This window comes from Teredinibacter waterburyi (assembly GCF_001922985.1).
Classification (GTDB): domain Bacteria; phylum Pseudomonadota; class Gammaproteobacteria; order Pseudomonadales; family Cellvibrionaceae; genus Teredinibacter; species Teredinibacter waterburyi.
The window spans coordinates 75,369-101,582 of sequence record NZ_MRUH01000165.1 but is presented as its reverse complement, the minus strand read 5'-3'; the positions used below and the strand labels follow the sequence as shown (position 1 = coordinate 101,582).

The window sequence follows — 26,214 nt, the reverse complement described above, 5'->3', positions numbered from 1 at the left end:
TTATTTATTCCGCAAAAAAACTGCCATCTCGCCGTCCGGCGCGCTAATTATTTTGGTGGCGCGAATAATTACTTTAGGGGTTGCTTAATTGTGATCCGAGTCACACATCATTTTATTAAGAGAAAACCTTTCAATAACAATGACTTAGTTGCCATTGTTGGCAGGCGTTTTGAATCTAAATTTGTAAGTCCGAAAAATGAACACTTGCAGTGGCTGATTTTTATGCTAAAAATCGACCGCAATAGTGGCGTCAAATTCAACGGATGTATAAAAATTCGACACCTCTTTTTAGGTAGTTACACACTTCTCTCATGGATTTTATTACAGGATGTTTCGGCGTTGGCCGCTGAAGGTGAACTGTAAATATAGCTTTAAAATCGGGAGTAAACTGTGAGTAGTACGATTGCAAAGATTAACACTTACCAAGCCGCAAGCCGGGCGCCGTTAGGAGATGCCGCGGAACTAATTATTGAGTATTTGGAGCAGTTAGGCGTGGGGTATATTTTTGGTGTGCCGGGAGGAGCGGTAGAGCCTGTATACAATGCGCTGGCAAAAAGTGCTAGAAGTGGAGGGCTACAGGCGGTATCAGCTTGCCATGAGTCCGCTGCTGCGAGTATGGCCGACGGCTATCAGCGCGAGTCAGGAAAGATCGGCGTTTGCATTGCAACGTCAGGGCCAGGTGCGACTAATCTAATTACCGGTGTCGCCTGCGCCTACGATAATAATATTCCCATGCTTGTCATTACCGGCCAGCCAGCAATCACCCAGTTCGGCCGTGGCGCCTTACAAGAATCCGCTTGCACCGGTGTGAATATTATTGGCATGTTTAGGCATTGTACGCGTTATAACACGCTCGTTTCCCATGTTAACCAACTTGAAACGAAACTTACTCAAGCGCTGTTGCGTGCGCATCAGCATCCTCAGGGGCCTGTTCACCTTTCGATACCCGTCGATATTCTTCGCAGTGTCGTTGCCTCAAAACGTTTGGGCGCTAACCTAAAAATGCAAATTGAGGCATTGGGACAACAAACTGACGAGCGCGCAATAGAACAATTGGCGGACGCCCTAAAGCCGCAAGCCTTGTCAGTTGAGTCCGCATTACCAACTGAACACAGCCCATTATTTTTAATCGGCAAGGGCTGCAACGACGCAATTGAAGATATTCTTGAGGTAGCCTCTTTGTGTGGCGCGAAGTTTGTAACAACGCCCGATGCAAAAGGTTTGTTGAATGTACGCCATAGCGGTTATCGCGGCGTATTTGGTCTTGGCGGCCATGTAAGCGCAGCGCTAACCTTGCGCTATCACACCTCAACCATCGTTGCGTTTGGAACAGATTTTGGTGAGTTTACAAGCGCGGGGTGGTGTGATTCGTTGATGAATAACGAGTTGATTCACGTCGACAGTAATCCCGAAAATATATTACAAACCCCGATGGCCAAGCTGCATGTTTTTGGCAGTATTAAACTTATTTGTCGAGGCATATTGGCGCGGATTAAACCTTCGTGCGAAAACATTAAGGGCAGTGCCGACAAGCTTCACACCGGTCTAAATCCAAATGTAGTGCTCGATGATATAGATAAATATTACTCAGATTCAGTGCCAATAAAACCACAACGTTTGATGCGAGAACTCTCCGAAAAATTTCCTCGGTCCACGCGGTTTGTTGTCGATGCGGGTAACAGCATGATGTGGGCACCCCATTATTTAACAAGAAATTGTTCACGACGCTTGGATAATTGTTTGGCGCGGCAGGGACGAAGTTCCCAAGACGGCCGTTCAAAGGTCGACAATTGGTTGCGGGTAACGATGAACTTTGCGCCGATGGGGTGGGCTATAGGCGCCGCGGTTGGTATTGCGCGTGCAAATCCGAAGTGCCCTGTGGTGTGCATTACTGGTGATGGCTCTTATTTGATGAGTGGACAAGAAATTACAGTTGCTGCTCGTGAAGGCTTATCGGTTATCTATGTAATTTTAAATGATAGCGTCTACGGCATGGTGATGCACGGGCAGCGTTTAGCGAAAGCAGAGCCCATTGCATTTGATCTACCCAAGGTGAATTTTGCTGAACTAGCCCACTCACTTGGTGTAGAAAGTCACATTATTCAAAGCCCAGAGCAATTCGATGAATTGGATATCGATAAGATTATCCATCGCGCTGGCCCAACCTTACTTGATGTTCGAATTGATCGTGAAGAGGTGCCGCCAATGATCGCGAGGTTGCAAACTCTGGGCTCGGTTGACAGTAGTCTTAGCAGCCCCATTAAGGGCCGCATTGAGGGCGAATTCGAGGGGTTGTTGTTATGACCTCTGTAATCAATTTAGATGTAACTACGGCACGTACTGTAGAACGGCGCGATGAAGTTTTTGCGGAAACCATAACAACAAAAATATGGCGCGAACAGCCGAGTACCGACAACCCTTACATCGCCCAGTCGCACCTGTGTCACGGTTATGAACTTTCGGAGCTAATACAAAAACGTAGTTTTACAGATGTGCTGTATTTGCTATTTCGAGGTGAACTACCAAGTAAAGACGAATCCTCACTATTAGAAAAGCTATTAATCGCATTTATTAACCCAGGTCCTCGCCACCCCGCGACTCGAGCCGCTATGAATGCCGGAGTTGGTAAAACAGACGCGAGTCATATTTTACCGATCGGTTTAATCCTGTTAGGGGGCGATCGTTATGGTGGTGGAGAAGTTGAAGTTGCGATGCGCTTTGTACGCAAGCATTGTCGACGTCCGTCCCTCACTTATTTACAAGAATTTAGTCTAGGCCATAAGCCGTCAACTGTTGATAAAACTCTTATTCCAGGGTTCGGGCAAGCTTACTTTGGGATTGATATCGAAGCGTTGCAGTTGGCCGAAAATCTACTTGAAAGCACCGAGCTAGAATTGCCGACGCTACGCTGGAGTTTGGATTTGTCAGAAGGTTTGCAAGGCGAAGGTTTGGGTATTCTACGCACGGGTGTTGCTGCCGCAGTTTTGTCGGATTTAGGTTTTCAACCGCGTGTAGGTGCAGGCTTTTATCAGCTTATGGGCGCGCCCGGAATATTGGCGCACGGCTTGGAGTATTCAAATAAACCTATGACCGCCATGCCATTTGTAAAGGATAGTGATTATGTTATTGAAGACTGATAACACAACCCGAAGTGATCCTGACGCAATTGAAGGATTGGAAAAAAAACGCGGTCGTATCCGCAGCCGACAGGGCGGATGGATTCCCGGAAAAGGCGTTTATAATCATGGTTTTTCCATGCTAGAGGATCTAGTAGGCAAAAAAACCTTTATGCAAATCGTGGTGTTAAATGCGACGGGGAAACTTGTTTCTAAGCCCTTGGCGGATTGGATCGAAGCGATTTATGGCTGTTTAAGTTGGCCAGACCCGCGGATATGGTGTAACCATATTGGCGCATTAGCAGGCGAGGCGCAAACGTCGGTTACGGCGGCAACGGTTGCCGGAACTTTGGCAGCAGATTCGCGCGCATACGGTCAAAAAACATTAGTCGCAGGGCTAACCTTTATTCAAACCGCGAGAGCACTGCAACGGTCGGGTGACAGCGCGCGGGATATTATCGATCGTGAGGTTAAGGCTAACCGCGGTAAAGTCGATATTGTTGGCTTTGCTCGTCCGCTTGCTAAAGGCGACGAGCGCTTAACCACGATGGAAAGTGTTACTCAAGAGTTAGGGTTCGACAAAGGGGAGCACCTTTGCCTCGCCTATGAGATTGAACAAGTACTCGTGCACGATTACGGCGAGAGCATGAATATAAACGGCTATATGTCCGCGTTCCTTTCCGATCAAGGATTTACACCAGAGGAAGTTTATCGTATCTACTCGGTAATGGTGTTTAGTGGTGTAACCGCCTGCTATGTTGAGTACGCCGACCGCCCCGCGCACGATTTTTTGCCGCTCAGGTGCGACGATATTAGCTATATCGGCCCGTCAGTTAGAACATTAATTTAGCGGAAAAGCGTTAACTATTTAAAATTGAAATTTTAATCTAAGTCGATCAATCTACATTGATTGAATACAGAAAAATTATTTTAGGATATAAAAATGAGCAGTAAAAAAATTGCAGTAGTTACCGGCGCAAGTAAAGGTATTGGCTATGGTATTGCGGAGCAACTTGCCACGGACGGTTTTAAGGTTGTGGTGACGAGTCGATCCCAAGTCAACGCGGACGCAGCGGCTGCAGGGTTACAGGAAAAAACAGCTGGGGAGATTATCGGATTAGCATATGACATGACCAACCCCAAAGCCGCGGAAGCTTTAATTGCGGCGACGGTGTCGACGTTTGGCGATATCGATATATTAGTCAACAATGCGTTAGCGAATTGTATTAATGCGCCTCTGTTGCAAAGTGATGATGCCGATATTGATTTTGCGGTGTTGGCGAACTTAACGAGTGTAATTAAGCTGTGTAAGTACGCTCATCCGTATTTAGCAAAAAACAGTGGTGCAATTGTCAATATTGGATCGTCTATTACCAAGCGATACGTTAACGGTATGCCTTTATATGCGATGTACAAAGCGGCGCTAGTAAAGTTGACGGAAGCCTTAGCGGCAGACTGGGCTGTTGATGGCATCCGTTTAAATACGGTAAACCCTGGGTTTACTTTTTCTTCTGCTGCTGCCGACTTAGGTTTATCTGCGGAGCAGGTCGCTGGTTTGTATCAATATCTAAATCAGTTTCAACCGTTAGGAACTGCACAGCCTGCAGACGTAGCTCAGATGGTGGCGTATTTGGGGTCGGAAAAAGCGGCGAAAATTTCAGGTGCGGTAATAGATGTCGACGGTGGGCACCATATTCAAGGGCACCCACTTTTCCCAGCGGCTTAGCACAAAGCTAGAATTTAAAGGCGTTTTGCATAGCCAGGTTGGCGAGGCTTTATTTCTCCGGCTGATACAGGGCGACCTATATGGTAGCCCTGTACATAATCGACACCAAACTCTTGCAAGATATTAAATATCGCTTCGTTTTCTACAAATTCGGCGACTGCTTTTTTACCCATAGCCTGAACAACTTGAATAAGCGACTTAGCTAAGACTTTATCGACTTCATCTTCATGGAGATGACGAATAAACGAGCCGTCTAGCTTGATGTAATCTGCTGGCAGTTCTTTTAGGTAGGCAAAGCTACTAAAACCGGATCCAAAGTCATCGATTGCAAAGCTACAGCCAATGGTATGTAAGTTCTCGACAATTTTTTTGGTGGCATTGAGGTTTAGTAGGCTAGCACTTTCGGTGAGTTCGAAAGTAATACAGGCCGGGTCAACTTTCCATTCGTTAAGTGCCTCAACGATTATTGGCACGAGGGATTCATCGTTAAACGCCTGCGCCGATAAATTTATCGCGATATGCTCCAAATTCTCTATTTCACTTAGTGAGCGAATTGCGAGCTTGACGATCCAGCGATCTAAAAAATGCATTTCGCCGGTACTTTCCATAGGTGGAATAAAGCTACTGGGATAAATCATCTCGCCATCTTCACCAATCATACGTACCAGAGCTTCGTGGTAGGCAATAGAGCTCTTGGCAACGTCAAAAATGGGCTGGTATTGCAAAATAATACGGTCGTCGGCCACCGCCTCTCTAACTCGCTGCGCCCAGTTAACCCGAGTGCGTAGATCTTCGCTTTCACTGTCGTTTGGGTTATAGCGATGAATCAAATTTCGCCCACGGCCTTTGGCGACATATAAAGCGATGTCCGCTTGCATTAAATAGTCTTCAGCATTTGATGCTTTGCCGTCGACCATACTTAGGCCAATACTGCAGCCTAGTTTGAGGCGCTGACCATTAATCTGATAGGTAAAGTCGTTTACTAAACCTTGAAACTCAACGGCGATTTCTTTCAAGCCAGATTCACTTACATCATGTACCAGAAGTGCATATTCATCGCCACCGAGTCGGCTGAGCAGGTCTGAGGATCGAACTCTAGAGTTCAGTAAGGTGGAAATCTGGCGTAATACTTCATCGCCTTCGTGGTGGCCAAAAGTATCGTTAATCACCTTGAAATAGTCGAGATCTATATAAATTAATCCGTGCTGGCGATCAGTCCGCACTGAGTCGGCATAGGTATGTTTTAACGATTCTTCAAAATAGTGCCGATTAAACAAGCCTGTTAGCGAGTCGTGCATAGCAAGATATTCGAGCTGTTCTTGGGCTTGTTTCCGCTTGGTAATATTATCTAGACAGATGGTTAGCGTGGTTTGATTTTGGTGTGCCGAGCGGCGGATTTTCATTTGCGCCCAAATTCTATGGCCGGTTTTATCGAGCAAGCAGAGTTCAATTTCACATTCAGATTTGCGCTTGCTGAGCACATCGTGCAATTTAACTTCGATTTCAGATTTGTCGGCTTTGCATTCGTCCGCTAAGAATTTCATCAGGGGCTGGCCGAGCGACTCGTCAAGGTCGTAGCCGGTTAATACTTGCCATGAATAATTTAAAAAAGTGAGATTTAGGTTTTCATCTAGTTCCATTACAACTGTTTGTAAATTATGCAGTAGTTGTTGGTGGACCATAGAGATGCGGCGGTATTCGCGTTCGCTTGCCTCTAATGAATTCACTTTTTCGGTGAACTGGTGGCTGCTTAAACGGAAGTCCTCACGGCGTGTGGCGAGATCGCACACTTTTCGCAATTGTTCGGTACGGAAGGGCTTGGCCAGAAAATCGCTAGCGCCCAATAGCATTAATTGTTCGGCAAGTTCTGTAGAGGCGTGTGCTGTCATCATAACCACCGGCTGTTCTGGCTTGTCGGCTACAATTATTTTTAAAATCTCTTTGCCCGATATGTTCGGCAACATGTAATCCAAAAGGACCAGACTATAGCTGCGTTCGCGCCACAGCTGAATTCCCGTTTCACCATCTTTGGCGATGTCGATTTGAAATTGTCGGTCGAGCACACGCGACACTAAATCGGCGGTATCGGCACCGTCTTCAATTACAAGTAGGCGTGGTTTTACATAGATCTTCCAATCGCCGCTCAGGCATTTTTTCGCTTCGTGGCCGAGGGTTTCTATCTCACTTGAGGGCAGAACTCGATTGACACCGTATTCGCGTGCGGTAATTTCGGTAATATGCTGACACCATTTTTCTGTGAAGATCAAAATAGGTGTGTCGTCTTTACAGTTTAGTGCGCCACAGCGCACCATACGAGCGAGCCGCCAGCCATCCAAATCGTCAAGCTCTAGGGTGCAGATCAGTAGTGATGGCGGCCGCTCTCGAATAGCGGCAAGGGCTGAAGTTGCAGAATGGGTAACCCTAATATTGTAGAGGTTGCATTTTTCCAGCTCGGCGACTATCGACGCGCATTCAGTCTGGTTGGGGCAAACTACTAGTATTTCGCTCATTTGCTCAACTTTGAAGAATCCGCATCAGGCGGATATGAATTAAATAAAGAAACGGATTACGCTTCTGCTGCTGGTCAAGTTTAGCTGAGTTTACAGGCGCGTAACGAAAATTGTGCCATTTTTTCTCGAGAATTGGCGTCGAATGACAAAGCTGTGGCGGCAAAAATGTTATGCGTTAATGTATACAAGGATGGCAATAATCATTGCTTTGATACTAATGAGGTATTGGAGGCCTATTTTCGTGCTTTTACGGTGTAAATGTTGCGCTATTTCGAGGTGCTGGGGCTGGCCGAGTACAGCCGAATATCCATCTATAAAGCTTACTGACGGTCTTATGTCTTTACTGCCCCGAGGCAAGGGGCAGTGATGTTCATTTGCGTTGCCGACTAGAGAGCAGCCACTAGTGAATAAGATTAATGGTAACGCGGTTATTCTTGGTTGCTATCTCGTTCCACTCAACTGCGGTAACTGAGGGAGTGACAAGAGGGTAGTTGTATCGCGGTGAACCAAAACCGCTAGATCTAATTTGTAGTTCAATTTGGCCTGTTTTAATGGGGGTCGCGGTTTGTTCAAAATTCAAATAGGGTAAGCTGAGGTAATCGTTGCTGGAAATGTCGGCGTTTATTTCCGATTGCATGGTACAGCCGTCGGCAGTTAGCTCGGCATCTGCCAGTTGCCAGTTGCCGGAGTCGTCAAGTTGTAGGCAGCTGTTGCCGAAGTGGATGTTCAGTTCCACGGTGCCGCTGTAACCAACTTCGGCGAGGCGATAGATCAAATTGCTTAGTTCACCAACAGTGGTTTCGTTTAACGGTGCTTCGCCGTAATTGAACTGGAAGTCTGTGTCTAGCGCCCAGCTTAGGATGTCGAGTAGTTGTTCTGAAATGTTGCTGCTGGCAGCACCTCGCTCTTGAAGCAGGGCTTCGCTAAGGCTGGCCACTAAGGCTTGATTTTCAATATTGGTTTCGGCAAGTAGCATCACATTTTCGCCCATATTTTTTAAATCTGAGCGGGTATTCATAAGCTCGTAGCCAATCAGACCGAGAGCGATAAAAATAAGTATTAACAGCGCGCCCGAAATAGTGGCTGAGCGCTTTTGATCGGCTTCTATTTCAGCGTTCAACACGGAAAGAGGAACGTCACCTACTGTGGCTTCTTGATGCGATTTTTCGTCTATTTCACGACTAATGCGACTAATAATAAAACGCGAATTTTCACTTATTTGTTGACGTACATCGGCGATGTGCATTTCAAACAGCCGCGCTACCTGGGCTCGCACTTGTGAAAGCGGTGGGTCGCGGTCAACATTGGAAAAGTCTGCTGGCGCGGCGACCTGGGGCGTTGTGAAGGTGTCTTCAGGCTCTGGAGGGGCAACGTCGGCGATTGGTTCACGGCCTAAGGGCTTTATGCCCAAGCTGGATAAAACGCGCTCTAAGTTAGAGGGTTTGATGACTTCTTTGGACAGAATGTCGAGTGCGCCGAGAGCGCGTGCTTGGCCGGTATAGACGTCGCCCTGTTCGGCGGTGTACATAATGACGGGAATCATAGCCGTGCTTGGGTTGGCCTTAATAATTTTTAGCGCTTCTAAACCATCCATGCCTTCCATGTGGTGATCCATAAAAATCACCGAGGGCATTTGATAACTTAAGTAACCGAGCGCTTCCTCTGCTGAGAGAGCGGTGTCGACATCGAGGTCAAAACGCGCAAGCATCTTTTTTAAACGAAACTGTGCCGTTTTGGAGTCATCGACAATAAGCACTCGGGACATGCGTAAATCTCTCGGGTAAATTTCTTATTATTGTTGGCGTTGGGGGTTCTTGGCTAACGTGTAAGCTTTCTGGTGTTCGCGCTAAGACTAGCTTTTACCCCGCGTACTGTTGGCGCATATTTAACCAGTGTTGAAGCGCTTTTACCAGTGCCAATGTTTGCTTCTGTGAAACGTGTAATAGCGGTGTAAGTCGTGCAGAGCTGGCGGTTTTTGAGCGCTTGGTCGGCGCCTGAAGCTACCATCAAAATGACAAGCGGAGTATCCTTGCGCTCTTGTGTTACGTCTGAGTCATAATTGGTTGTAAGTGGGTTGGCTTGGGGGCAGGGTTTTTGGGTTAAGGTAAATTTGAGTTTTTAGGCGGGTTAAACATCTATTGAAAACGTTACTCATCGACAATTTTGATTCTTTTACCTATAACCTTTACCAGTTAATCGCAGAGGTTAATCGGGTTCCGCCACTGGTTATTGATAACCGCTGCCACAACTGGCGAGAGGTGCTGGCACAGGGCTTCGATAATATTGTGATTTCTCCAGGCCCCGGCCGCCCCGATAGGGAAGCGGATTTCGGTATTTGTAGCGACGTGCTGCGCGAGGCGCCGCTGCCGATATTGGGTGTATGTCTTGGTCACCAAGGTTTGTGTCATCTGTATGGCGGTCGTATTGATTACGCTACCAAGGTTATGCACGGTAGGCTTAGTAAAATACAGCATCGCGGTGAGGACCTGTTTAAGAATATTCCTTCCCCCTTTGCAGTAGTTCGTTACCACTCTTTATGGGTTAGTGAGCTACCGCCAATGTTTAAGGGTCTCGCCTATACCGACGACGGTGTACTGATGGCCGCACGCCATGAAAGCAAGCCACTCTGGGGCGTACAGTTTCATCCTGAATCCGTTTGTAGCGAATATGGCCACAAGCTGTTGGCTAACTTTCGCGATCTATCTTTAAACTGGCTAAAAGAGCAGGGCGCTGCAATAAATTCACCGCAGAATGTCTCGCCGCTAAACGCTGCTACAAAAATAATTTCTAATGAAATAGACGGTGCGCGTTCCCGACGTCAGGAAAGTTCGCTGGGTATTGCGGCAGACCTGCAATTATCCTACCGACGCCTGCCATTTTTTACTGATGCCGAAGCCGTGTTTAGCGACTTTTTCGCATTATCCGAAAATAGTTTTTGGTTGGACTCTGCCTCCGCCTTACACCCGTCACGATTTTCCTATATGGGGGACGCTACCGGGCCTCATGCGCAAACTTTGTGTTACCGGCAAGAAACAAAAACATTGGATATACAAACAACCACAGGACAGCATCGTATTCAAACCGACATGTTTGAATATCTGCAAGGGCAGCTCGACGCGTCCAAAATTAGTACCGATGAACTGCCTTTTGATTTCACCTTGGGCTATGTTGGCTACATGGGCTACGAAATGAAGGCGGCGGCTGGTTTTGCAGCGCCATACTGCTCTAAGTCTCCTGATGCGAGCTGGATTTTTGCAGACCGAATGATTGTTTTTGATCATGAAGAACAGGTTGTTTATTTGGTTTGTTTGGAGCAGCCCGAGCAAGCGGCGCGAGCCGAGTATTGGTTGCAAACGATGGAAGTTCAGCTCACCGTGTTGGCCGATTCTATCCCTTCCGGCGCGAATCAAATCCCCTTGGGTGACGAGTCTTGGGATACCAGCGAGATTCATTTTAGGCACACTAAAGCGTCTTATTTAGATTTAATCGAACAGGCCAAACAAAAGATTCTTCAAGGTGAAACCTACGAGGTGTGCCTTACCAATAGTATGTCGGTAAAAAGTAATGCCGAACCTCTACAGCTTTATCGAACACTACGCCATTTAAACCCTGCACCCTATGCCAGCTATTTAAAATTTTCTGGGTTACATATTCTATGTTCCTCCCCAGAGCGTTTTCTTACTATTGATAAAAGCGGCACGGTTGAATCCAAGCCTATTAAAGGTACGCGCAAGCGTTGCACTGATACGGTGGAGGACAGGGCGATACAGCACGAACTTGCGGCAAATGAAAAGGATCGCGCTGAAAATTTAATGATTGTCGATTTACTGCGCAATGATTTAGGACAGGTGTGCGAAGTGGGTAGCGTCCAGGTTCCAGCGTTATTTGCAGTGGAGAGTTATGCTTCTGTACACCAGTTAGTAAGTACTATTCGCGGGCGCTTACGCCGCGATGTATCGGCACTAGATTGTTTGCGAGCTTGTTTTCCCGGTGGTTCGATGACAGGCGCCCCCAAACGTCGTACTTTAGAAATTTTGGATGAGCTCGAAGGTGGTGCCCGTGGAATCTATTCGGGAGCACTTGGCTTTTTGGCGCTAAATGGCAGCGCTGATTTTAATATTATTATTCGAACGCTGGTCGTTGAAGATGGCGAAGCGAGTCTGGGTGTTGGCGGTGCAATCGTTGATATGAGTGATCCAGAAAGTGAGTGGCAGGAAACGCAAGTAAAAGCGCAGGCGCTGTTGCAAGCACTTTCGGTAACGTCGAGTTAAAGGATAACGTTGAGTCACTGTGCTTTGACTTAAGATGACATTTGTCATTTGAGTGGCTGACAATCATCCATAGGTATTTCCCTTTTTAGTGCTGATAATGGAATCTATTAAGCTTAGGTGGCTGTGGCTAGATGGATTGTTCATTTAAAGCCTGTGTGACGATATAGCTTATAAGCTGCGGCGATCAAATTATATTGCTATAAAGTACATCGTCGTGAATATCTAGGGCCTAGACGAATGGCTTTACAATTATGGAAAGAGATGATGTTTTCTGGAAGATTTCTAGCGGAAGATTCGATTGTTGGGGAATTTCTCCCAAACCAAAATGGCACTAAATGGATTTGGCTGTTAGTGCCGTTGATTTATACCCTGTTTTATTTTTTCCCGCTCTGGTATATCTCGCTGACACCTTTGTATCTCATCGGGGCGCTGGTTATTTATCTAGTTTTGTTGGGGGTATTATTTCTTTGTCTCCGTTCGCCGCGTTCTTTGGCAATAAAAATTGCCGTAGTTGGTGTTTTATTAACAACGCTCGCTTGTGGTTATAATTCTGGCAGTAACATCTTCTTCTGTTTTTTTGTATTTTATTTGGCGCTGTGTTTTGAACCGCGTGGTGCGCTGCTGAGCTTGCTCGGTGTTGTGGTCTGTTTACTCGTGGCGGCGTATTTGTTTGATTTGTTTCAGGCGTACTTTATTTTGCCCGGCACGATTCCTATTGTGGGAATGAGTATTTTTGGTGTGTTTAGTCGCTTGCAACGCAAGCATCAGGATCGCGAAGCCAAGTCACAGCTAGAGCTGGAACAAATAGCCGTTGTTGCGGAGCGCGAACGAATCGCTCGAGATTTGCATGATGTACTCGGCCATACCCTAACGTCTATTGCACTAAAATCTCAACTCGCGGTTAAGCTAGGGCGTGCCGGCGATTTGGATCTAGCGTTAACTGAAATGCAACAGGTAGCGGATATTTGCAGTGAATCTTTAAGCGAGGTTCGTACCGCTATCAGTGGCTATAAAGCAAAGACGATCGCCAGCCAAGTGTTGAATCTTTCCGAGCGTTTACGCGCTCAGGGGCTTGCGGTTGAGCAAAACTGCAACTTCGAGAAGTTGGGGGCAAAATCTGAAGCCGCGTTGAGTTTGATTTTAACCGAGGTGGTTACCAATATATTGCGGCACAGTAACGCCACAAAAGTAAGCCTTCACACCGAAAATAGCGCTCACTCCTGCACTTTAGTTATTTATGATAATGGCGATGTTCCTAGTGTGATTAAAGAGGGGAATGGCTTGCAGGGCATTCGCGAGCGGCTAGAAGAAATTAATGGTAGGTTAGAGATAAAGCTGGACTCGGGAATGCACATCATTATCACAATAGATTATTAATCTTGTCGCAGATGGATTCGTTTATGATTCGCGTATTGCTAGTAGAAGATCAGGCTATGGTGCGCGGTGCACTCAAAGCGTTGCTCAATCTTGAGACGGATATTCGCGTCGTTGCCGAAGCCGAAAACGGCAATATTGCACTCGAACATCTAGCGCGCTTGGGGACTGACGAAGTCGACGTGGTACTTACCGATATCGAAATGCCAGAACGTAGTGGCATAGAGTTGGTGGAGGAGGTTGCGCTGCGATACCCGCAATTAAAATGCGTGATAGCGACAACCTTCGGACGGGTGGGCTATATTAGACGTTCTCTAGCGGCCGGCGTGTGTGGTTTTTTGTTAAAGGACGCCCCATCGGAACAGCTATGTAACGCGTTACGCTTAGTTGTGTCGGGTAAAAAAATTATCGATCCTGAATTGGCTATGGCAGCGCTGGATGACCGCGATCCGCTAACGGATAAAGAACGTAAAGCACTTAAACTCGCCAGCGCGGGTAAGTCAACTGCAGAGATAGCCGCTGAATTATTTTTGTCCGAAGGGACGGTGCGAAATTATCTTTCCGAAGCCATATCTAAATTGAATGCAACCAATCGTGTCGATGCTGCGCGCATTGCCCGGCAAAAAGGATGGTTGTAGAAATCGGTTCCTTCCCGCGCAATAATTGCCTATTCTAACCCCTCTATTTTGATCGTAAGCCACGCGTCTGCAAACGAGTACAGCTTTTTAAGCAGCAAAAATCTAATTAATAAGTTGCCGCTAGGGTTATTCGCGTTGATGTTTTGGTTTCTGGTTATCGCCATTGAGGGGAATTATGTTCACTATCAAAACATGTGGTACAACACTAAAAGTCCTATTGGTTAAGCTTGTATTACTACTTTCTTGTATCGCTATGCAATCTATGGCGGCTGAAAAATCTTCTTCTATACAAACTCCAGCCCTGCACGCTCCGGCGGCTTTAGCTCAAAGCCTATTACTACAAAATCCTCATGCGCGCACTGCAATCAGTTTGAATGGACCTTGGCGCACAATTGTAGACCCCTACGAAAATGGTTTTTATAACCATCGTTACCTAGAAAACCCCAATGGTTATTTTAAAAATGCTAGCGCAAAATCGCCTTCAGATTTAGTCGAATATGATTTCTCTAAATCGCCTCTGTTAGAGGTTCCTGGCGATTGGAATACCCAATTGGAGAGGTTGTTTTTCTATGAGGGAACTGTTTGGTATCAAAAGAGCTTTTCGTTAACCAAGAATTCGCATAAGCGCTACGTTTTATATTTCGATGCGGTGAATTACGAGGCTGTGGTTTATGTGAATGGCGAGAAAGTTGGTCGCCATGAAGGAGGGTTTACCCCCTTTCAGTTCGACGTTACCAAGCAGCTGCAGGCCGGTGATAATTTCGTCGTGGTTAAAGTCGACAACCGCCGCGAGCGCGACAATATTCCAACGGTTAATACTGACTGGTGGAATTACGGCGGTATTACACGGCCAGTAACAATTTTAGAATTGGATAGAACCTACATCAGCGACTACACCCTAAGTTTGGATTTGCAAGCACGAGCTTTGGGTAAGTCCCGAATTAGTGGTTGGGTTCAGCTCTCCGGCGATTCACCGAAAGGCAACACGAACATACACCTACAGCTGCCAGAGCTAGGGCTTGATTCTGCGCTAGATGTCGATTCCAGCGGTAAAGCTAGTTTTAGTTTTGAGGCTAATCCACAACGCTGGGCTCCGCAAAATCCTAAGTTGTACAAGGTGGTGTTTCGCTATGGAAGTGAGACACTTGAAGATGAGATAGGGTTTCGCGATATTCGTGTACAGGGCGAGGATATCGTTTTAAACGGTGAGCCTATCTACTTGCGCGGCATCAGTATTCACGAAGAAAAGCCCGGTGGCGAAGGGCGCGCTTGGAGTGAAGCCGAAGCGGTAAAGATACTGACTATGGCGAAGGAGCTAGGGTGTAACTTTGTTCGTTTGGCGCATTATCCTCACAATGAAAATATGCTGCGTGCGGCTGATCGACTCGGGCTTTTAGTCTGGTCAGAGATTCCAGTGTATTGGACGGTGCAATTCGAAAGCGAGGCGGTTTATCAAAAAGCTGAGCAACAATTAACTGAAATGATTCAGCGTGATAAGAACCGTGCAGCGATTATTCTGTGGTCGGTAGCGAATGAAACCCCCAATCATAACTTGCGCTTTACATTTTTGAAGAAATTAGTCGCCAAGGCCCGACAGCTAGATGCTACACGATTAATTACCGCCGCTTCCGATACCCAACAAACCGTCGGTGGCGCGAAAAAAATTGACGATCCGTTTGCCGAGCTGGTCGATGTCATCGGTATTAATACCTATTGTGGGTGGTACAGCGACAAACCGAGTGACTGTGCCGCAATGCGCTGGCAATCGGACTACAATAAACCGGTGATTATCAGTGAGTTTGGAGCTGGCGCTTTAGCTGGGCTCCATGGCGACAAAAATGCGCGCTGGACAGAAGAGTATCAAGACGACGTTTATCGTTACAATCTTGAAATGATAGATAAGATACCTTTCGTCAAAGGTATGACACCATGGATTCTCAAGGACTTTCGCTCGCCACGTCGGCCTTTGCCGGAGATACAAGACTACTGGAATCGCAAGGGTTTAGTGTCTGAAAGTGGCGAGCGCAAACAAGCGTGGTATCGGCTTCGCGACTTCTATCAGGGTAAAGCCGGGGGATAATTATTGCTATCTTGACCTAAAATTGAGGTAGTCGGCCCCACAATCGAGAGCTTTATACAATAGATTCAATAGACTTCGTTACTTCAATAATAAAAAGAGAGGATCGCCATGAATATGACTCGTCGCCAACTATTGGTTTTATCCGCTATGGCTGGAACCAGTGCAATGACCCCTTTCATGGCCGCGTCCGCTGCTGAAAAAGGCAAACAAGCCATGCCGCAAAAATTTAAAATATCGCTTGCTCAATGGTCACTTCATAAAGGTTTCTTTGACGGAACCTACAACTTGTTGGATTTTGCAAAGATCGCGCGTGAAAAATTTGACATAGATGCGATCGAATATGTAAACCAGTTTTATGCGAAAACACTTACCGATAAATTAATCCGAGAGCTACGCCAGCGCGCCGATGATCACGGTGTGTTCAGCAATCTGATTATGTGCGATCACGAAGGCGCCTTGGGAGATCCAGACGCGAAGGCACGCAAGCAAGCGGTCAAAAACCACTATCGTTGGGCCGATGCTGCGCATCAGTTAGGTTGTCAGTCTATTCGTGTGAATGCACAAAGTAGCGGTAGTTGGGATGAGCAGATGAAGTTAGCCGCGGACGGCCTGCATCAACTTGCGGAGTATGCCGGCAAGCTGAATTTGAACGTCATCGTCGAGAATCACGGCGGTCTTTCGTCTAATGGCAAATGGTTGAGCGGCGTTATGAAAACGGCTAACCACCCGCGTGTGGGCACCTTGCCAGATTTCGGCAACTTCGTTATTAATCGCGATACCGGCGAAAGTTATGACCGTTATAAAGGTGTTGCCGAGCTTATGCCCTTTGCAAAAGGCGTTAGCGCTAAGACGTTTACCTTCGACAAAGATGGTAACGAAACCGACATCGATTATTTGCGCATTATGAAACTGGTGGTAGACGCCGGTTACTCCGATTGGGTGGGCATTGAATATGAAGGCGACGACCTAGCGGAAGAAGTCGGCATTATGAAAACTAAGCAGTTACTAGAGCGCACGCGTAGCGCCTTGTCGAAAGCTTAAGGTTTAGATGCGGCACTACTATTGTTGACTTGCTAAAGGCCTTGTTCGCCCTGTAGCAAGTCAGTTTAGTTATTAGTGGAAAGCGGTCACCTTTGTGAATCGTTTAATGCGTGATTATTTAAATCCCCAAAAGCCAGAGTGCGACAATGTCTAAAGAACTCGTGTCAAAAAAACCTGCAGCAAAAATTCGCATGGGGATCGTTGGTGGAGGCCCCGACGCCTTTATCGGCAATATCCATCGTATGGCGGCGCGCTTGGATGGCCGCATAGAACTAGTGTGCGGTGCGTTTAGTCGCGACCCCGAAAAATCCCGCAGCGCAGGCCAGGCACTCTACCTACCCGAGCAGCGATGTTACCCTGATTATCAAACCATGATGCAACGCGAAGCCGAATTACCTGCGGCTGAGCGGATGGAGTTTGTTGCCATTGTTACCCCCAATAGCACTCACTACTCAATTGCCAGCAGCGCGCTAGCGCAGGGTTTTCACGTTCTTTGCGAAAAGCCGGCGACACTGAATTTAGCCGAAGCGCGCGCATTGCAGCAGCAGGTTACCGAGACGGGCTTATTGTTTGGTTTAACCCATACCTATACGGGATACCCCTTGGTAATGGAAGCCCGTGAGCGGGTCGCGCGCGGCGATATTGGCAAGGTAACCAAGGTGGTTGCCGAGTATACCCAAGGTTGGCTGGCGGCGGTGATGGGGGGCGAAGATGGTAAGCAAGCCGCTTGGCGACTCGACCCTGCGCAAGCGGGTGCAAGCTGTTGTATGGGCGATATTGGCGTGCACGCGGCTAACCTGGCCGAGTTTGTTAGTGGCCAATCGATAGCGACCTTGTTAGCCGATTTACAGTCGTTGGAAGCCGGTCGAAGCCTAGATGATGATGGCTCTGTACTGCTGCGTTTTGATCAGGGCGCGCGCGGGGTTTTGTTTGCTAGCCAAATTGCTGTGGGTGAAGAAAACAATTTACGCATTCGTGTTTATGGCACTAAGGGTGGACTCGACTGGCAACAACAGGAACCCAACTCGCTCTGGCTTAAGTGGCCGGATCGCCCAGCGGAGCTGATCCGTGCAGGGCAGGGCTATCTTGGCGTTAATGCCAGTAACAATAGTCGCACTCCACCGGGGCACCCAGAAGGCTATATTGAAGCTTTTGCCAATCTTTACAGTAATTTTGCCACGGCTATTGCCGACGCTCGCGGCACGGAAGCTCCCCAGTCTTCCACAATGAATAACGTACCGGGTATTGATGAGGCCGTAAAAGGCATGGCGTTTATCGAGGCGGTTGTCGCTAGCAGTGCCGCTGGTGGGCAGTGGACGCAACTGAATTGTGATGTTAGCCGCTAGTTAATGGCATGAGCGTCCCAAAATTTTAAAATTACGGCGCTAGCTTAAACTAGCGAATATCGGAGATAGACTATGAAAGGTCCGGCAATATTTTTAGCGCAGTTTCTTGGCGACGAAGCGCCATTCAATACGCTCGACGGTATCCTCGATTGGGCGGCGTCACTCGGCTATAAAGGTGTGCAGGTTCCGACTTGGGATGCACGCTGTATCGATTTAAAGCAAGCTGCCGAAAGCCAAAGCTACTGTGATGAATTAAAAGCGACCTTTGCCGCAAAAGGCTTGGAAATTACCGAGCTTTCTACACACCTGCAGGGCCAGTTGGTGGCAGTACACCCAGCCTATGACGATATGTTCGATGGCTTTGCGCCCGAACATTTGCGCGGCAACAGCAAAGGTCGTACTGAATGGGCCGTGCAGCAGTTACTGTACGCAGCGAAAGCCAGTAAAAATCTTGGATTGACCGCGCACGCGACATTTTCCGGTGCTCTGCTTTGGCACACTGTCTACCCTTGGCCGCAGCGCCCAGCGGGTTTAGTCGATTCCGGTTTTGCCGAATTAGCTAAGCGTTGGCGGCCAATCCTCGATGCTTTCGATACTGCTGGTGTTGATGTGTGTTACGAGCTTCACCCGGGCGAAGACCTGCACGACGGGGCAACCTTTGAGCGATTCTTAGAAGAAGTCGATCATCACCCGCGCGCTAATATTCTCTACGATCCCAGCCACTTCGTGTTACAGCATTTGGATTACCTCGGCTTTATCGACTTATATCATCAGCGTATCAAGGCCTTCCATGTTAAAGATGCGGAATTTATTATGTCTGCGCGCAGCGGTGTTTACGGCGGATACCAAGGTTGGGTCGATCGCCCCGGCCGCTTTCGCTCACTCGGTGATGGCCAGATCGATTTCAGCGGCATTTTTAGCCGCTTCGCCAAATACGATTATCAAGGTTGGGCGGTGTTGGAGTGGGAGTGTTGTTTAAAGCATCCAGAAGATGGCGCTCGCGAAGGTGCACCTTTTATTCAAAAGCATATGATCCGCAAAGTGGAACGAGCATTCGACGATTTTGCTGCAGTAGCACCAGATGAAAGTTTGAACAAACGTATTTTAGGCTTGGATTAGCGAGCAATAAAAAACTAGAAATTACACAACAATAAAAACATAACGGAAATCAATTATGACTAGTGTTGAAAATATCGCGCCTAAAAAGGACTTGCTGTTTTTTGCCTGCTGCCTATCGCTTGTTGTTACCGCAATGACCTTTGCGATTCGCGCGGGAATTTTGGGTGAGCTTGCCGATAGCTTTAGTTTTACCAAAACTGAACTCGGTTGGATCAATTCCATGGCCTTCTTTGGCTTCCCTGTGGCGATGATGGTGGGCGGACTTTTATACAACCAAGTTGGGCCAAAGCTGTTGATGTACGTGGCATTTGTTGGCCACCTGTTAGGTTTAGTTTTAACCATTATTGCCGATGGTTTTTGGGGCTTATTAATTTCCACCTTCTGCATAGGCTTCGCAAACGGCGCGGTCGAAGCGGGTTGTAACCCGCTTATTGCCGATATGTATCACAACAATAAAACCACCATGCTGAATCGCTTTCATGTGTGGTTCCCAGGCGGCATTGTCATCGGTGCTTTGATCTCAGCCGCTATGACGTCGTTTAGTCTTGGCTGGCAAATGCAAATTGCGGTGATGTTATTACCAACCTTGGCCTACGGCTATATTGTCTTTAGCCAGGACTTCCCCGCAATGGTGAATTCTGAAACATCCACCAGTATCAATATTCGAAGCCTAGCGTCACCGCTGTTTATTTTTATGCTGGTGTGTATGGCCTTTACGGCAACAACCGAATTGGGTACACAGCAGTGGGTGAGCGTTATGTTGGCGGAGTCCGGTGCGCATCCAATGCTTATTTTGGCAATGGTAACTGGCTTGATGGCGGTGGGCCGCTACTTTGCTGGGCCAGTTGTACATGCTCTTAACCCCGCAGGTGTGTTACTTGCGTCTGCCGTGGTTGCGGCACTGGGAATCTTTATGCTGAGTCAGGTTTCCGGCGCGATGGTTTATGTGGCTGCTTTATTATTCTCAGTTGGGGTTATGTACTTTTGGCCAACGATGATCGGCTTTGTCAGTGAGTATCAGGCCAAGACCGGGGCGCTGGGATTATCACTAGTTGGTGCTGCTGGTATGTTATTTGTTGGGGCAATGAACCCGGTTATCGGTGGCTGGATTGATGCGGCTAAGGAGCAAGCGATCGTGTCAGGCTTAGCCGACGATGCAGCAGAGGTCGCCGCAGGTCAGGCGACCCTCGAGCAGCTTGTGGTATTTCCACTGGTGTTGATTGTGCTGTTTTCGATTTTGTATGTTTGGCGTAAAAAGGTGAGAGTTTAGCGCCTTACTCTAAGGCGCTAATTACATCTGTAATTACGATATGTAAGGCTACGCTAGGGTCGTTGTTCGGCCCTAGCGATTAAGCATTAAGGTTTAAGCTACTTGTCCCGTTGTTCTAACGCGTTTAGAACCTTTTTCGAGCTTCACCTTGTTTGCCGCAGCGCGCGCTTGTAGGTGAGAATCAATACTATTTTTTAGAGCAATTAACATTCCGGCCACCAAAAAAGCGCCGGGTGGTAATACCGCGACTAAAAACCCGCGATACCCTTCACCAAATAATTGAATGGACCAACCGCGAGCCGACTCGCCAAATAATAGCTGCATGTTATTGAACAGTGTTCCGCTACCGATAGATTCGCGAATCGCGCCAATGGCGACCAACACACAGAGAAAGCCCATCCCCATCATCAAACCATCGATTGCCGAAGGTAAAATACTGTTCTTAGAGGCGAACGCGTCGGCGCGACCGAGGATGGCGCAGTTGGTAACAATAAGTGGGATAAAAATTCCTAGAATCTGATACAGCTCAAAGGTGAAAGCCTGCATTAATAACTCGGTACAGGTGGTAAATGCGGCAATGATCATGACAAAAGCGGGTAGTCGCACCGCATCGCTTACCGCGTTGCGAATTAACGAGACGGCAATGTTAGAGCCAACTAATACCAGCATGGTGGCCAAGCCTAAACCGAGTGCGTTGACAACCGAACCGGTAACGGCAAGCAGGGGGCACAAACCTAGTAGCTGGACTAGCGCAGGATTGTTTTTCCAAAGACCGTTACTCACTATTTCTTTGTACTGACTCATAACTTGTCTCGCCACGTCGAGATCTGCCGACGTTGTATATAAATTTAAGTTTTATGTTTCAGCTCAGCCGCTTTTTTCGGTTGAATGAGAGCTGCTGCTTTCGCGTGACTACTACAGATTGACCATTTAGCCTGCCAACCAATTGTTAATTGGCCGGTTATAAAATGTCGTCGTCGCTACTGCTAGGAAAGATGACGTCGCGCTGTTGCTGGAAAAATAACAGTGCTTTTTTTACACTCTTCACAACCGCACGCGGTGTAATTGTTGCGCCGGTAAATTGATCGAAGGTGCCGCCGTCTTTTTTAACTGCCCACTGTTCAATACTGGGCTGTAGTAGCGAGCGACCGTTAAAATTCAGAATCCAATTACTTTTACGCAAATCTACTTTATCACCTAAGCCGGGGGTTTCTTTATGGCTTAATGCTCGTACTCCAGCAATGGTTCCGTCCAGATTAATACCGACTATTAATTTAATATCGCCGCTGTAGCCGTCGGGCGCTACGGTCGGCAAAATGACGGCAACGGGCTTGCCGTCAAAACGGGCGATATAGGCCACCGGCGTATCCGCTTGCTTGCCGTGAAAACCGAGCGCGGCTTGCATCTCGCTGGATAAATTCAGCGTATCGCTCAGCATATCGTTATTGTGGCGCGAACGCGGTACCAGCTCGAGTAACGCCGCTTGCGCCGCAGCCCGTTCTGCCGCGCTAATACGCTCAGCGGTAGCGCTATAGGTAACCGCGAGAATAGCGGCGGTAACTACGGCGAACAGGGTAAGAATTAAGCTGTTTTTAGTTATCGATTGACCTAACACAGAATATTTCCATAGGAGTTTTACAGTTAATTACGCTTGGCTTTTTGGGCCAGATTTGTGCCCGTATGTGCGCGGCTTGGTGTAGTAGTCAATAAACGGCGCGGCGAAATTCATTAGCAATACAGCGAATGCCATAGCGTCGGGATAGTTGCCCCATACGCGAATGATAAACACTAGAGCGCCGACAAGGGCCCCGTAAATTAATCGACCGCGTACACTTACGGCACTGGTAACTGGGTCGGTAACAATAAAGAACGCACCTAGCATCGTTGCGCCGGATAGCCAGTGAAAGAGTGGCGAGCCGGAGCTGGTGGAGCTGCCACCATCGTAAAATAATGCGGCTAACAGGCCTAAGCTAGCGAGCATGGCTATCGGCGCGTGCCAAGTAAAAATCTTTTTATACAGCAGAAAAATGCCGCCGCCGAGAAAAGCCAAATTGACCCACTCCCAACCGGCACCAGCCCAGCGACCTTGATTAAAGGCGCTAGTGTTAGCGTATAAATCGCTAATAAGTTGGCTCTGGTTTTGTTTTAGAAGGTCGAGTGGTGTAGCGCCGGTGTAACCGTCGATAGGTACACCTAAAAATACCTGCTGTAAGGTGGCGATAATCCCGGGTAACTGAGCACCATCGGATAAGGTTGGCGAGGCCGCTGGCCAGCTACTCATTTCCAGTGGGAATGAGATTAATAAAACAATATAACCGACCATCGCCGGGTTAAATGGGTTGTAACCCAAACCGCCGTATAGTTGTTTGGCAATGACGATAGCAAATAGAGAGCCCGTTGCGATTAACCACCACGGCGCATAAGGCGGTAGTGCAAGCGCTAGCAGGAAAGCGGTCACTAGAGCGCTGTAGTCTTTTAAATAGAAGGCTATACGCTTCTTTCGAAGGGCTAAAAATGCCGCCTCGAATGCTAGACAAAACAGCGATGTAAGTAGAATGTTAACCAGTGTGCCTGGGCCGAAAAAAGCGGTAAGTACAGCGATGCCTGGCAGTGTTGCCAAAAGTACCGTTTGCATAACCGAGCCAGTGTTGCCTGGCTTATGCGCATGAGGTGATGTGATTTTTATAAATGCCATTGCGGCTATGTCTCACTGGGTTACAGTTATATTCAATTTAATTCGGCAGCTATATTTGCTATTCAATACCGCCGCTATTAAAGGTAATAGTCGGTAATTACCTACGCTTTTTCCTTTACGTCTTCTTTGGCTTCGGCCAGTTTTACTTCGAGCTTTTCTACGCCAATACGGAAAGCATCAATATTTTCATTGTTTTCTGCCTCGGCTTTTGCCAAGCGTTCTCGCGCTTTGGTCAGTCGTGATTGTAGTGATGTCAATTGCGCTGCACGCTTTTCCGTATCGCTCATGTTGGCTTGTGCTGCTGCCTTTGCTTTGGCTTTTTCGATTGCAATATCAGCGGCGGATAACGTTTTGTTGTGGTCAGAGTTTACTTCTGTTGCAACTTCGCTCGCCGTTGAAGTTGCAGCCTTAGCTTCGACCAGTTCTCGCTCACTGGTATCGAGCTTTTGTTGCAATTTGGCAACACCCTGTCGCAGTGCCTCTACGGTTGGCGTTCCAGCGGCCTCGGCTTCAGCTAATTTTTGCCGGGCGGTTGTTAAGCGTTTGCCAATCGTGTCGACAGATTTTTGCAGTTGCTCTAGCGGTGAGCTGGTTAATTTTTGTTTGATGATCGTTTCGGTGGCGACAACGGAATTTTGCGCCGCTTTAAAACTGCCCAGCTTTTGCTCGGCTTCGTTAACTTTTAATTGCGCCTGCTTAAGTCGTGCCTGCAAAGACTCGATGCGTGCCGTATTGTCAGGGTCTTCGCGCTGCATGTCGGTCAGTGATGCTGTAGCGCGTTCCTGACGGCTTTGTGCACTGGAGAGGGCGCGTTCTAATTTCGCCAATTCGGTAGCTGGGTCGACGTCTGTGGGCTTGGCAGCAGTACTGGCTTTATCGGCCAGTTCAGAAGACGTAGTTGTTGCAGTGCCTTGGGGCCCTGCCAAGGCTTTCTTTTCGTCTGCTAAACGCTTGGCTTGCTCTGCGGCGATTTTACGCGCTACGCGCTTGGCTTCTTTTTCGGCTTCGGCTTGTTCTATTCGCGCTTTGCGCGCTTCGAAACGAACGCGTGCGCGATCGGACTTTTGCTTGTCCGCATCGATAATCCGAATTTCACTTTTAGACGCTCGGTAGTATTGCACCAGTGGGATATTGCTTGGGCATACATAAGAGCAGGCGCCGCACTCGATACAATCGAAAAGATCGTGTTCGCGTAACTTTTCATAATTTTCTGATTGCGCAAACCAAAATAGTTGTTGTGGCAACAAGCTCGCGGGACAGGCTTCGGCACACATGCCGCAGCGAATACAGGGTTGCGCTGGTGGTTGCTCGGGCACTTCCTGTCGCGACGGAGCTAGAATGCAGTTGGTGGTTTTTACCACTGGTACTAAAGGCGACTCGACGGTGTAACCCATCATTGGGCCGCCAATAATTAACCTTGCGGCATTTTCTTGTTGCCAGCCGTGTTGCTGCAATATGTGCTGAATAGGCGTGCCTAATGGTACTTCTATGTTGCGCTGTAACGCTAAGGACTCACCGACAACCGTCGTTACACGACTAATTAAGGGTTCGCCAAAACGTACCGCTCGCCATGCAGCAAAGGCCGAGCCAACATTTTGTACGACGATGCCGATACTGGCTGGAAGCGCTCCGCTTGGGACTTGTTTGCCCGTGACGATTTCAATTAATTGTTTTTCGCCACCCGACGGATATTTGGTTGGGAATACAACAATTTCCACTGCGGTATTTTCGGCCGCTGCTTGCATTGTCGCTATGGCTTCAGGTTTGTTGTCTTCGATGCCGACGAGAATTTCGCTCGGGTTGTCGAGCAGGTGGGCCAGCAATAGGGCCCCCGCGATAATTTCGTTAGCGTGTTCGCGCATCAGCATATCGTCGGCGGTGATGTAAGGTTCACACTCGGTGCCATTAAGTATTAACGTGGTAATTTTCTGGTTTGGCCGAGGGTTTAGCTTCACTGCTGCAGGGAAGCCGGCGCCGCCCATTCCGGAGATTCCCGCACCGCGAATTTTAGCTAAGATTTCAGTTTTTTCGAGCGCTTTGTAATCGTTGCAAGCGTCGATCTCTATCCACTCTTCTAGGCCATCGGGCTTGAGCACGATGCAGTCAGCGGTCATGCCCGACGGGTGAGCAATCGGGCGTTGTTCGATAGCGGTTACGGTACCGGATGTAGAGGCGTGTATTGGCGCACTGATTAAACCCTGAGCTTCGGCAATTAATTGGCCTTTCAAGACGCGATCACCAACGGTAACTACAGCTGTTGACGGCGCACCAATGTGCTGGCTTAACGGTAGTACAAGTTCTTCGGCAAGCTCGATACTGGCAATCGCGCAATGGTTAGATTGCGTTTTGCTTTCGGGCGGATGAACGCCGCCGTGTATATCCCATACTTTTCTCATGCGGCGTCCTCTTGCTTCGTTGTAGACGCATCCGCGCTATGGGGTATTTTATCGCTGGCGATAATGTGTGCTGGGGCTGGCATATCCCATTTCCAACCGGCAATGCCGGTCTCAATTGGCAGCATGTCGATACAGTCCACTGGGCAGGGCTCTACACATAGATCGCAGCCGGTGCATTCGGAAACAATAACGGTGTGCATTTGTTTTGCCGCGCCGAGGATCGCATCCACGGGACAGGCCTGAATACACTTGGTGCAGCCGATACATTCGTCTTCACGAATATAGGCAACCTTTTTCACTTCGGATTCTTCGCCGTGCTCTTCATCCAGTGCCGGCGCTTCTACGTCGAGTAAATTGGCGAGCGCTGCAATAGTTGTGTGGCCACCGGGCGGACACTTATTGATTGGGTCTCCGTCTACAATCGCCTGCGCGTAGGGACGGCAACCGGGGTAGCCACATTGACCACATTGCGTTTGCGGCAGCAGTTCGTCAATTTGCTCAACCAACGGGTCGCCTTCAACTTTAAATTTAATCGCGGCGAAGCCGAGCACCGCACCAAAAACAGCGGCGAGTCCGCCAAGGGCAATCAGCGCGCTGATAATGGGTTGTTCTGTGAATAGTTCGATCATATC

General features: G+C 48.0%; 19 protein-coding genes. 12 read left to right on the top strand and 7 right to left on the bottom strand.

What is annotated here, in order from left to right; translation table 11 throughout:
• The first annotated feature begins 390 nt into the window (after positions 1-390).
• From IDZ20_RS12750 to IDZ20_RS12735, 4 genes are all read left to right on the top strand, one after another.
• Positions 391-2,304, top strand: coding sequence for a thiamine pyrophosphate-binding protein (locus tag IDZ20_RS12750; RefSeq protein ID WP_245792315.1), 1,914 nt, complete (start codon positions 391-393; stop codon positions 2,302-2,304).
• Positions 2,301-3,137, top strand: a complete 837-nt coding sequence (locus IDZ20_RS12745) for a citrate synthase family protein (protein WP_188151814.1) — start codon at positions 2,301-2,303, stop codon at positions 3,135-3,137. The genes IDZ20_RS12750 and IDZ20_RS12745 overlap by 4 nt, the downstream gene beginning before the upstream one ends.
• Positions 3,121-3,966 (top strand): hypothetical protein, encoded by an 846-nt coding sequence (locus IDZ20_RS12740; protein WP_188151813.1) that lies wholly within the window; start codon positions 3,121-3,123, stop codon positions 3,964-3,966. The genes IDZ20_RS12745 and IDZ20_RS12740 overlap by 17 nt, the downstream gene beginning before the upstream one ends.
• 93 nt (positions 3,967-4,059) lie before the next feature.
• Positions 4,060-4,842, top strand: coding sequence for an SDR family NAD(P)-dependent oxidoreductase (locus tag IDZ20_RS12735; RefSeq protein ID WP_188151812.1), 783 nt, complete (start codon positions 4,060-4,062; stop codon positions 4,840-4,842).
• A gap of 14 nt (positions 4,843-4,856) precedes the next feature.
• On the opposite strand, the gene IDZ20_RS12730 is transcribed toward IDZ20_RS12735, so the two are convergent.
• Positions 4,857-7,352: an EAL domain-containing protein gene (locus IDZ20_RS12730; protein WP_188151811.1), complete on the bottom strand. Its 2,496-nt coding sequence runs from the start codon at positions 7,350-7,352 to the stop codon at positions 4,857-4,859.
• A gap of 400 nt (positions 7,353-7,752) precedes the next feature.
• Positions 7,753-9,117, bottom strand: a complete 1,365-nt coding sequence (locus IDZ20_RS12725) for a response regulator (protein ID WP_188151810.1) — start codon at positions 9,115-9,117, stop codon at positions 7,753-7,755.
• A gap of 373 nt (positions 9,118-9,490) precedes the next feature.
• Here IDZ20_RS12725 and pabB point away from each other — a divergent pair, with 373 nt between their 5' ends.
• The 8 genes from pabB (at position 9,491) to IDZ20_RS12685 (ending at position 20,491) form a co-directional block, all read left to right on the top strand.
• Entirely contained in the window at positions 9,491-11,623 is a 2,133-nt protein-coding gene (gene pabB, locus IDZ20_RS12720) for an aminodeoxychorismate synthase (protein WP_188151809.1), read from the top strand.
• Positions 11,624-11,860: 237 nt separating this feature from the next.
• Positions 11,861-13,000, top strand: a complete 1,140-nt coding sequence (locus tag IDZ20_RS12715; RefSeq protein ID WP_188151808.1) for a sensor histidine kinase — start codon at positions 11,861-11,863, stop codon at positions 12,998-13,000.
• 23 nt (positions 13,001-13,023) lie between these two features.
• Positions 13,024-13,635, top strand: a complete 612-nt coding sequence (locus IDZ20_RS12710) for a response regulator transcription factor (RefSeq protein WP_188151807.1) — start codon at positions 13,024-13,026, stop codon at positions 13,633-13,635.
• Between the two features lie 175 nt (positions 13,636-13,810).
• Positions 13,811-15,715 carry a glycoside hydrolase family 2 protein gene (locus IDZ20_RS12705; protein WP_245792313.1) on the top strand — a complete coding sequence of 635 codons (1,905 nt, stop codon included), beginning with the start codon at positions 13,811-13,813 and terminating at the stop codon, positions 15,713-15,715.
• A 108-nt stretch (positions 15,716-15,823) separates the two neighbouring features.
• Entirely contained in the window at positions 15,824-16,756 is a 933-nt protein-coding gene (locus IDZ20_RS12700) for a sugar phosphate isomerase/epimerase family protein (protein ID WP_188151806.1), read from the top strand.
• 146 nt (positions 16,757-16,902) lie between these two features.
• Positions 16,903-18,102: a Gfo/Idh/MocA family protein gene (locus tag IDZ20_RS12695; RefSeq protein WP_245792311.1), complete on the top strand. Its 1,200-nt coding sequence runs from the start codon at positions 16,903-16,905 to the stop codon at positions 18,100-18,102.
• 72 nt (positions 18,103-18,174) lie between these two features.
• Positions 18,175-19,221, top strand: coding sequence for a sugar phosphate isomerase/epimerase family protein (locus IDZ20_RS12690; RefSeq protein WP_188151805.1), 1,047 nt, complete (start codon positions 18,175-18,177; stop codon positions 19,219-19,221).
• Between the two features lie 55 nt (positions 19,222-19,276).
• The gene (locus tag IDZ20_RS12685; RefSeq protein ID WP_188151804.1) at positions 19,277-20,491 is read left to right on the top strand and encodes an MFS transporter; all 1,215 of its coding nucleotides are present in this window, start codon (positions 19,277-19,279) and stop codon (positions 20,489-20,491) included.
• A gap of 93 nt (positions 20,492-20,584) precedes the next feature.
• Here IDZ20_RS12685 and IDZ20_RS12680 read toward each other — a convergent pair whose 3' ends face one another.
• The 5 genes from IDZ20_RS12680 to rsxB all read right to left on the bottom strand — a co-directional run bounded on the left by IDZ20_RS12680 (position 20,585) and on the right by rsxB (position 26,211).
• Positions 20,585-21,295 (bottom strand): electron transport complex subunit E, encoded by a 711-nt coding sequence (locus IDZ20_RS12680; protein ID WP_188151803.1) that lies wholly within the window; start codon positions 21,293-21,295, stop codon positions 20,585-20,587.
• A 157-nt stretch (positions 21,296-21,452) separates the two neighbouring features.
• Positions 21,453-22,106, bottom strand: coding sequence for an electron transport complex subunit RsxG (rsxG, locus tag IDZ20_RS12675; protein ID WP_188151802.1), 654 nt, complete (start codon positions 22,104-22,106; stop codon positions 21,453-21,455).
• A gap of 30 nt (positions 22,107-22,136) precedes the next feature.
• The gene (rsxD, locus tag IDZ20_RS12670; RefSeq protein WP_188151801.1) at positions 22,137-23,186 is read right to left on the bottom strand and encodes an electron transport complex subunit RsxD; all 1,050 of its coding nucleotides are present in this window, start codon (positions 23,184-23,186) and stop codon (positions 22,137-22,139) included.
• A gap of 101 nt (positions 23,187-23,287) precedes the next feature.
• Positions 23,288-25,582, bottom strand: a complete 2,295-nt coding sequence (rsxC, locus tag IDZ20_RS12665) for an electron transport complex subunit RsxC (protein ID WP_188151800.1) — start codon at positions 25,580-25,582, stop codon at positions 23,288-23,290.
• Complete coding sequence (gene rsxB / locus IDZ20_RS12660; RefSeq protein ID WP_188151799.1) at positions 25,579-26,211, bottom strand: electron transport complex subunit RsxB; 633 nt, start codon at positions 26,209-26,211, stop codon at positions 25,579-25,581. The genes rsxC and rsxB overlap by 4 nt, the downstream gene beginning before the upstream one ends.
• Between the last annotated feature and the right edge of the window lie 3 nt (positions 26,212-26,214).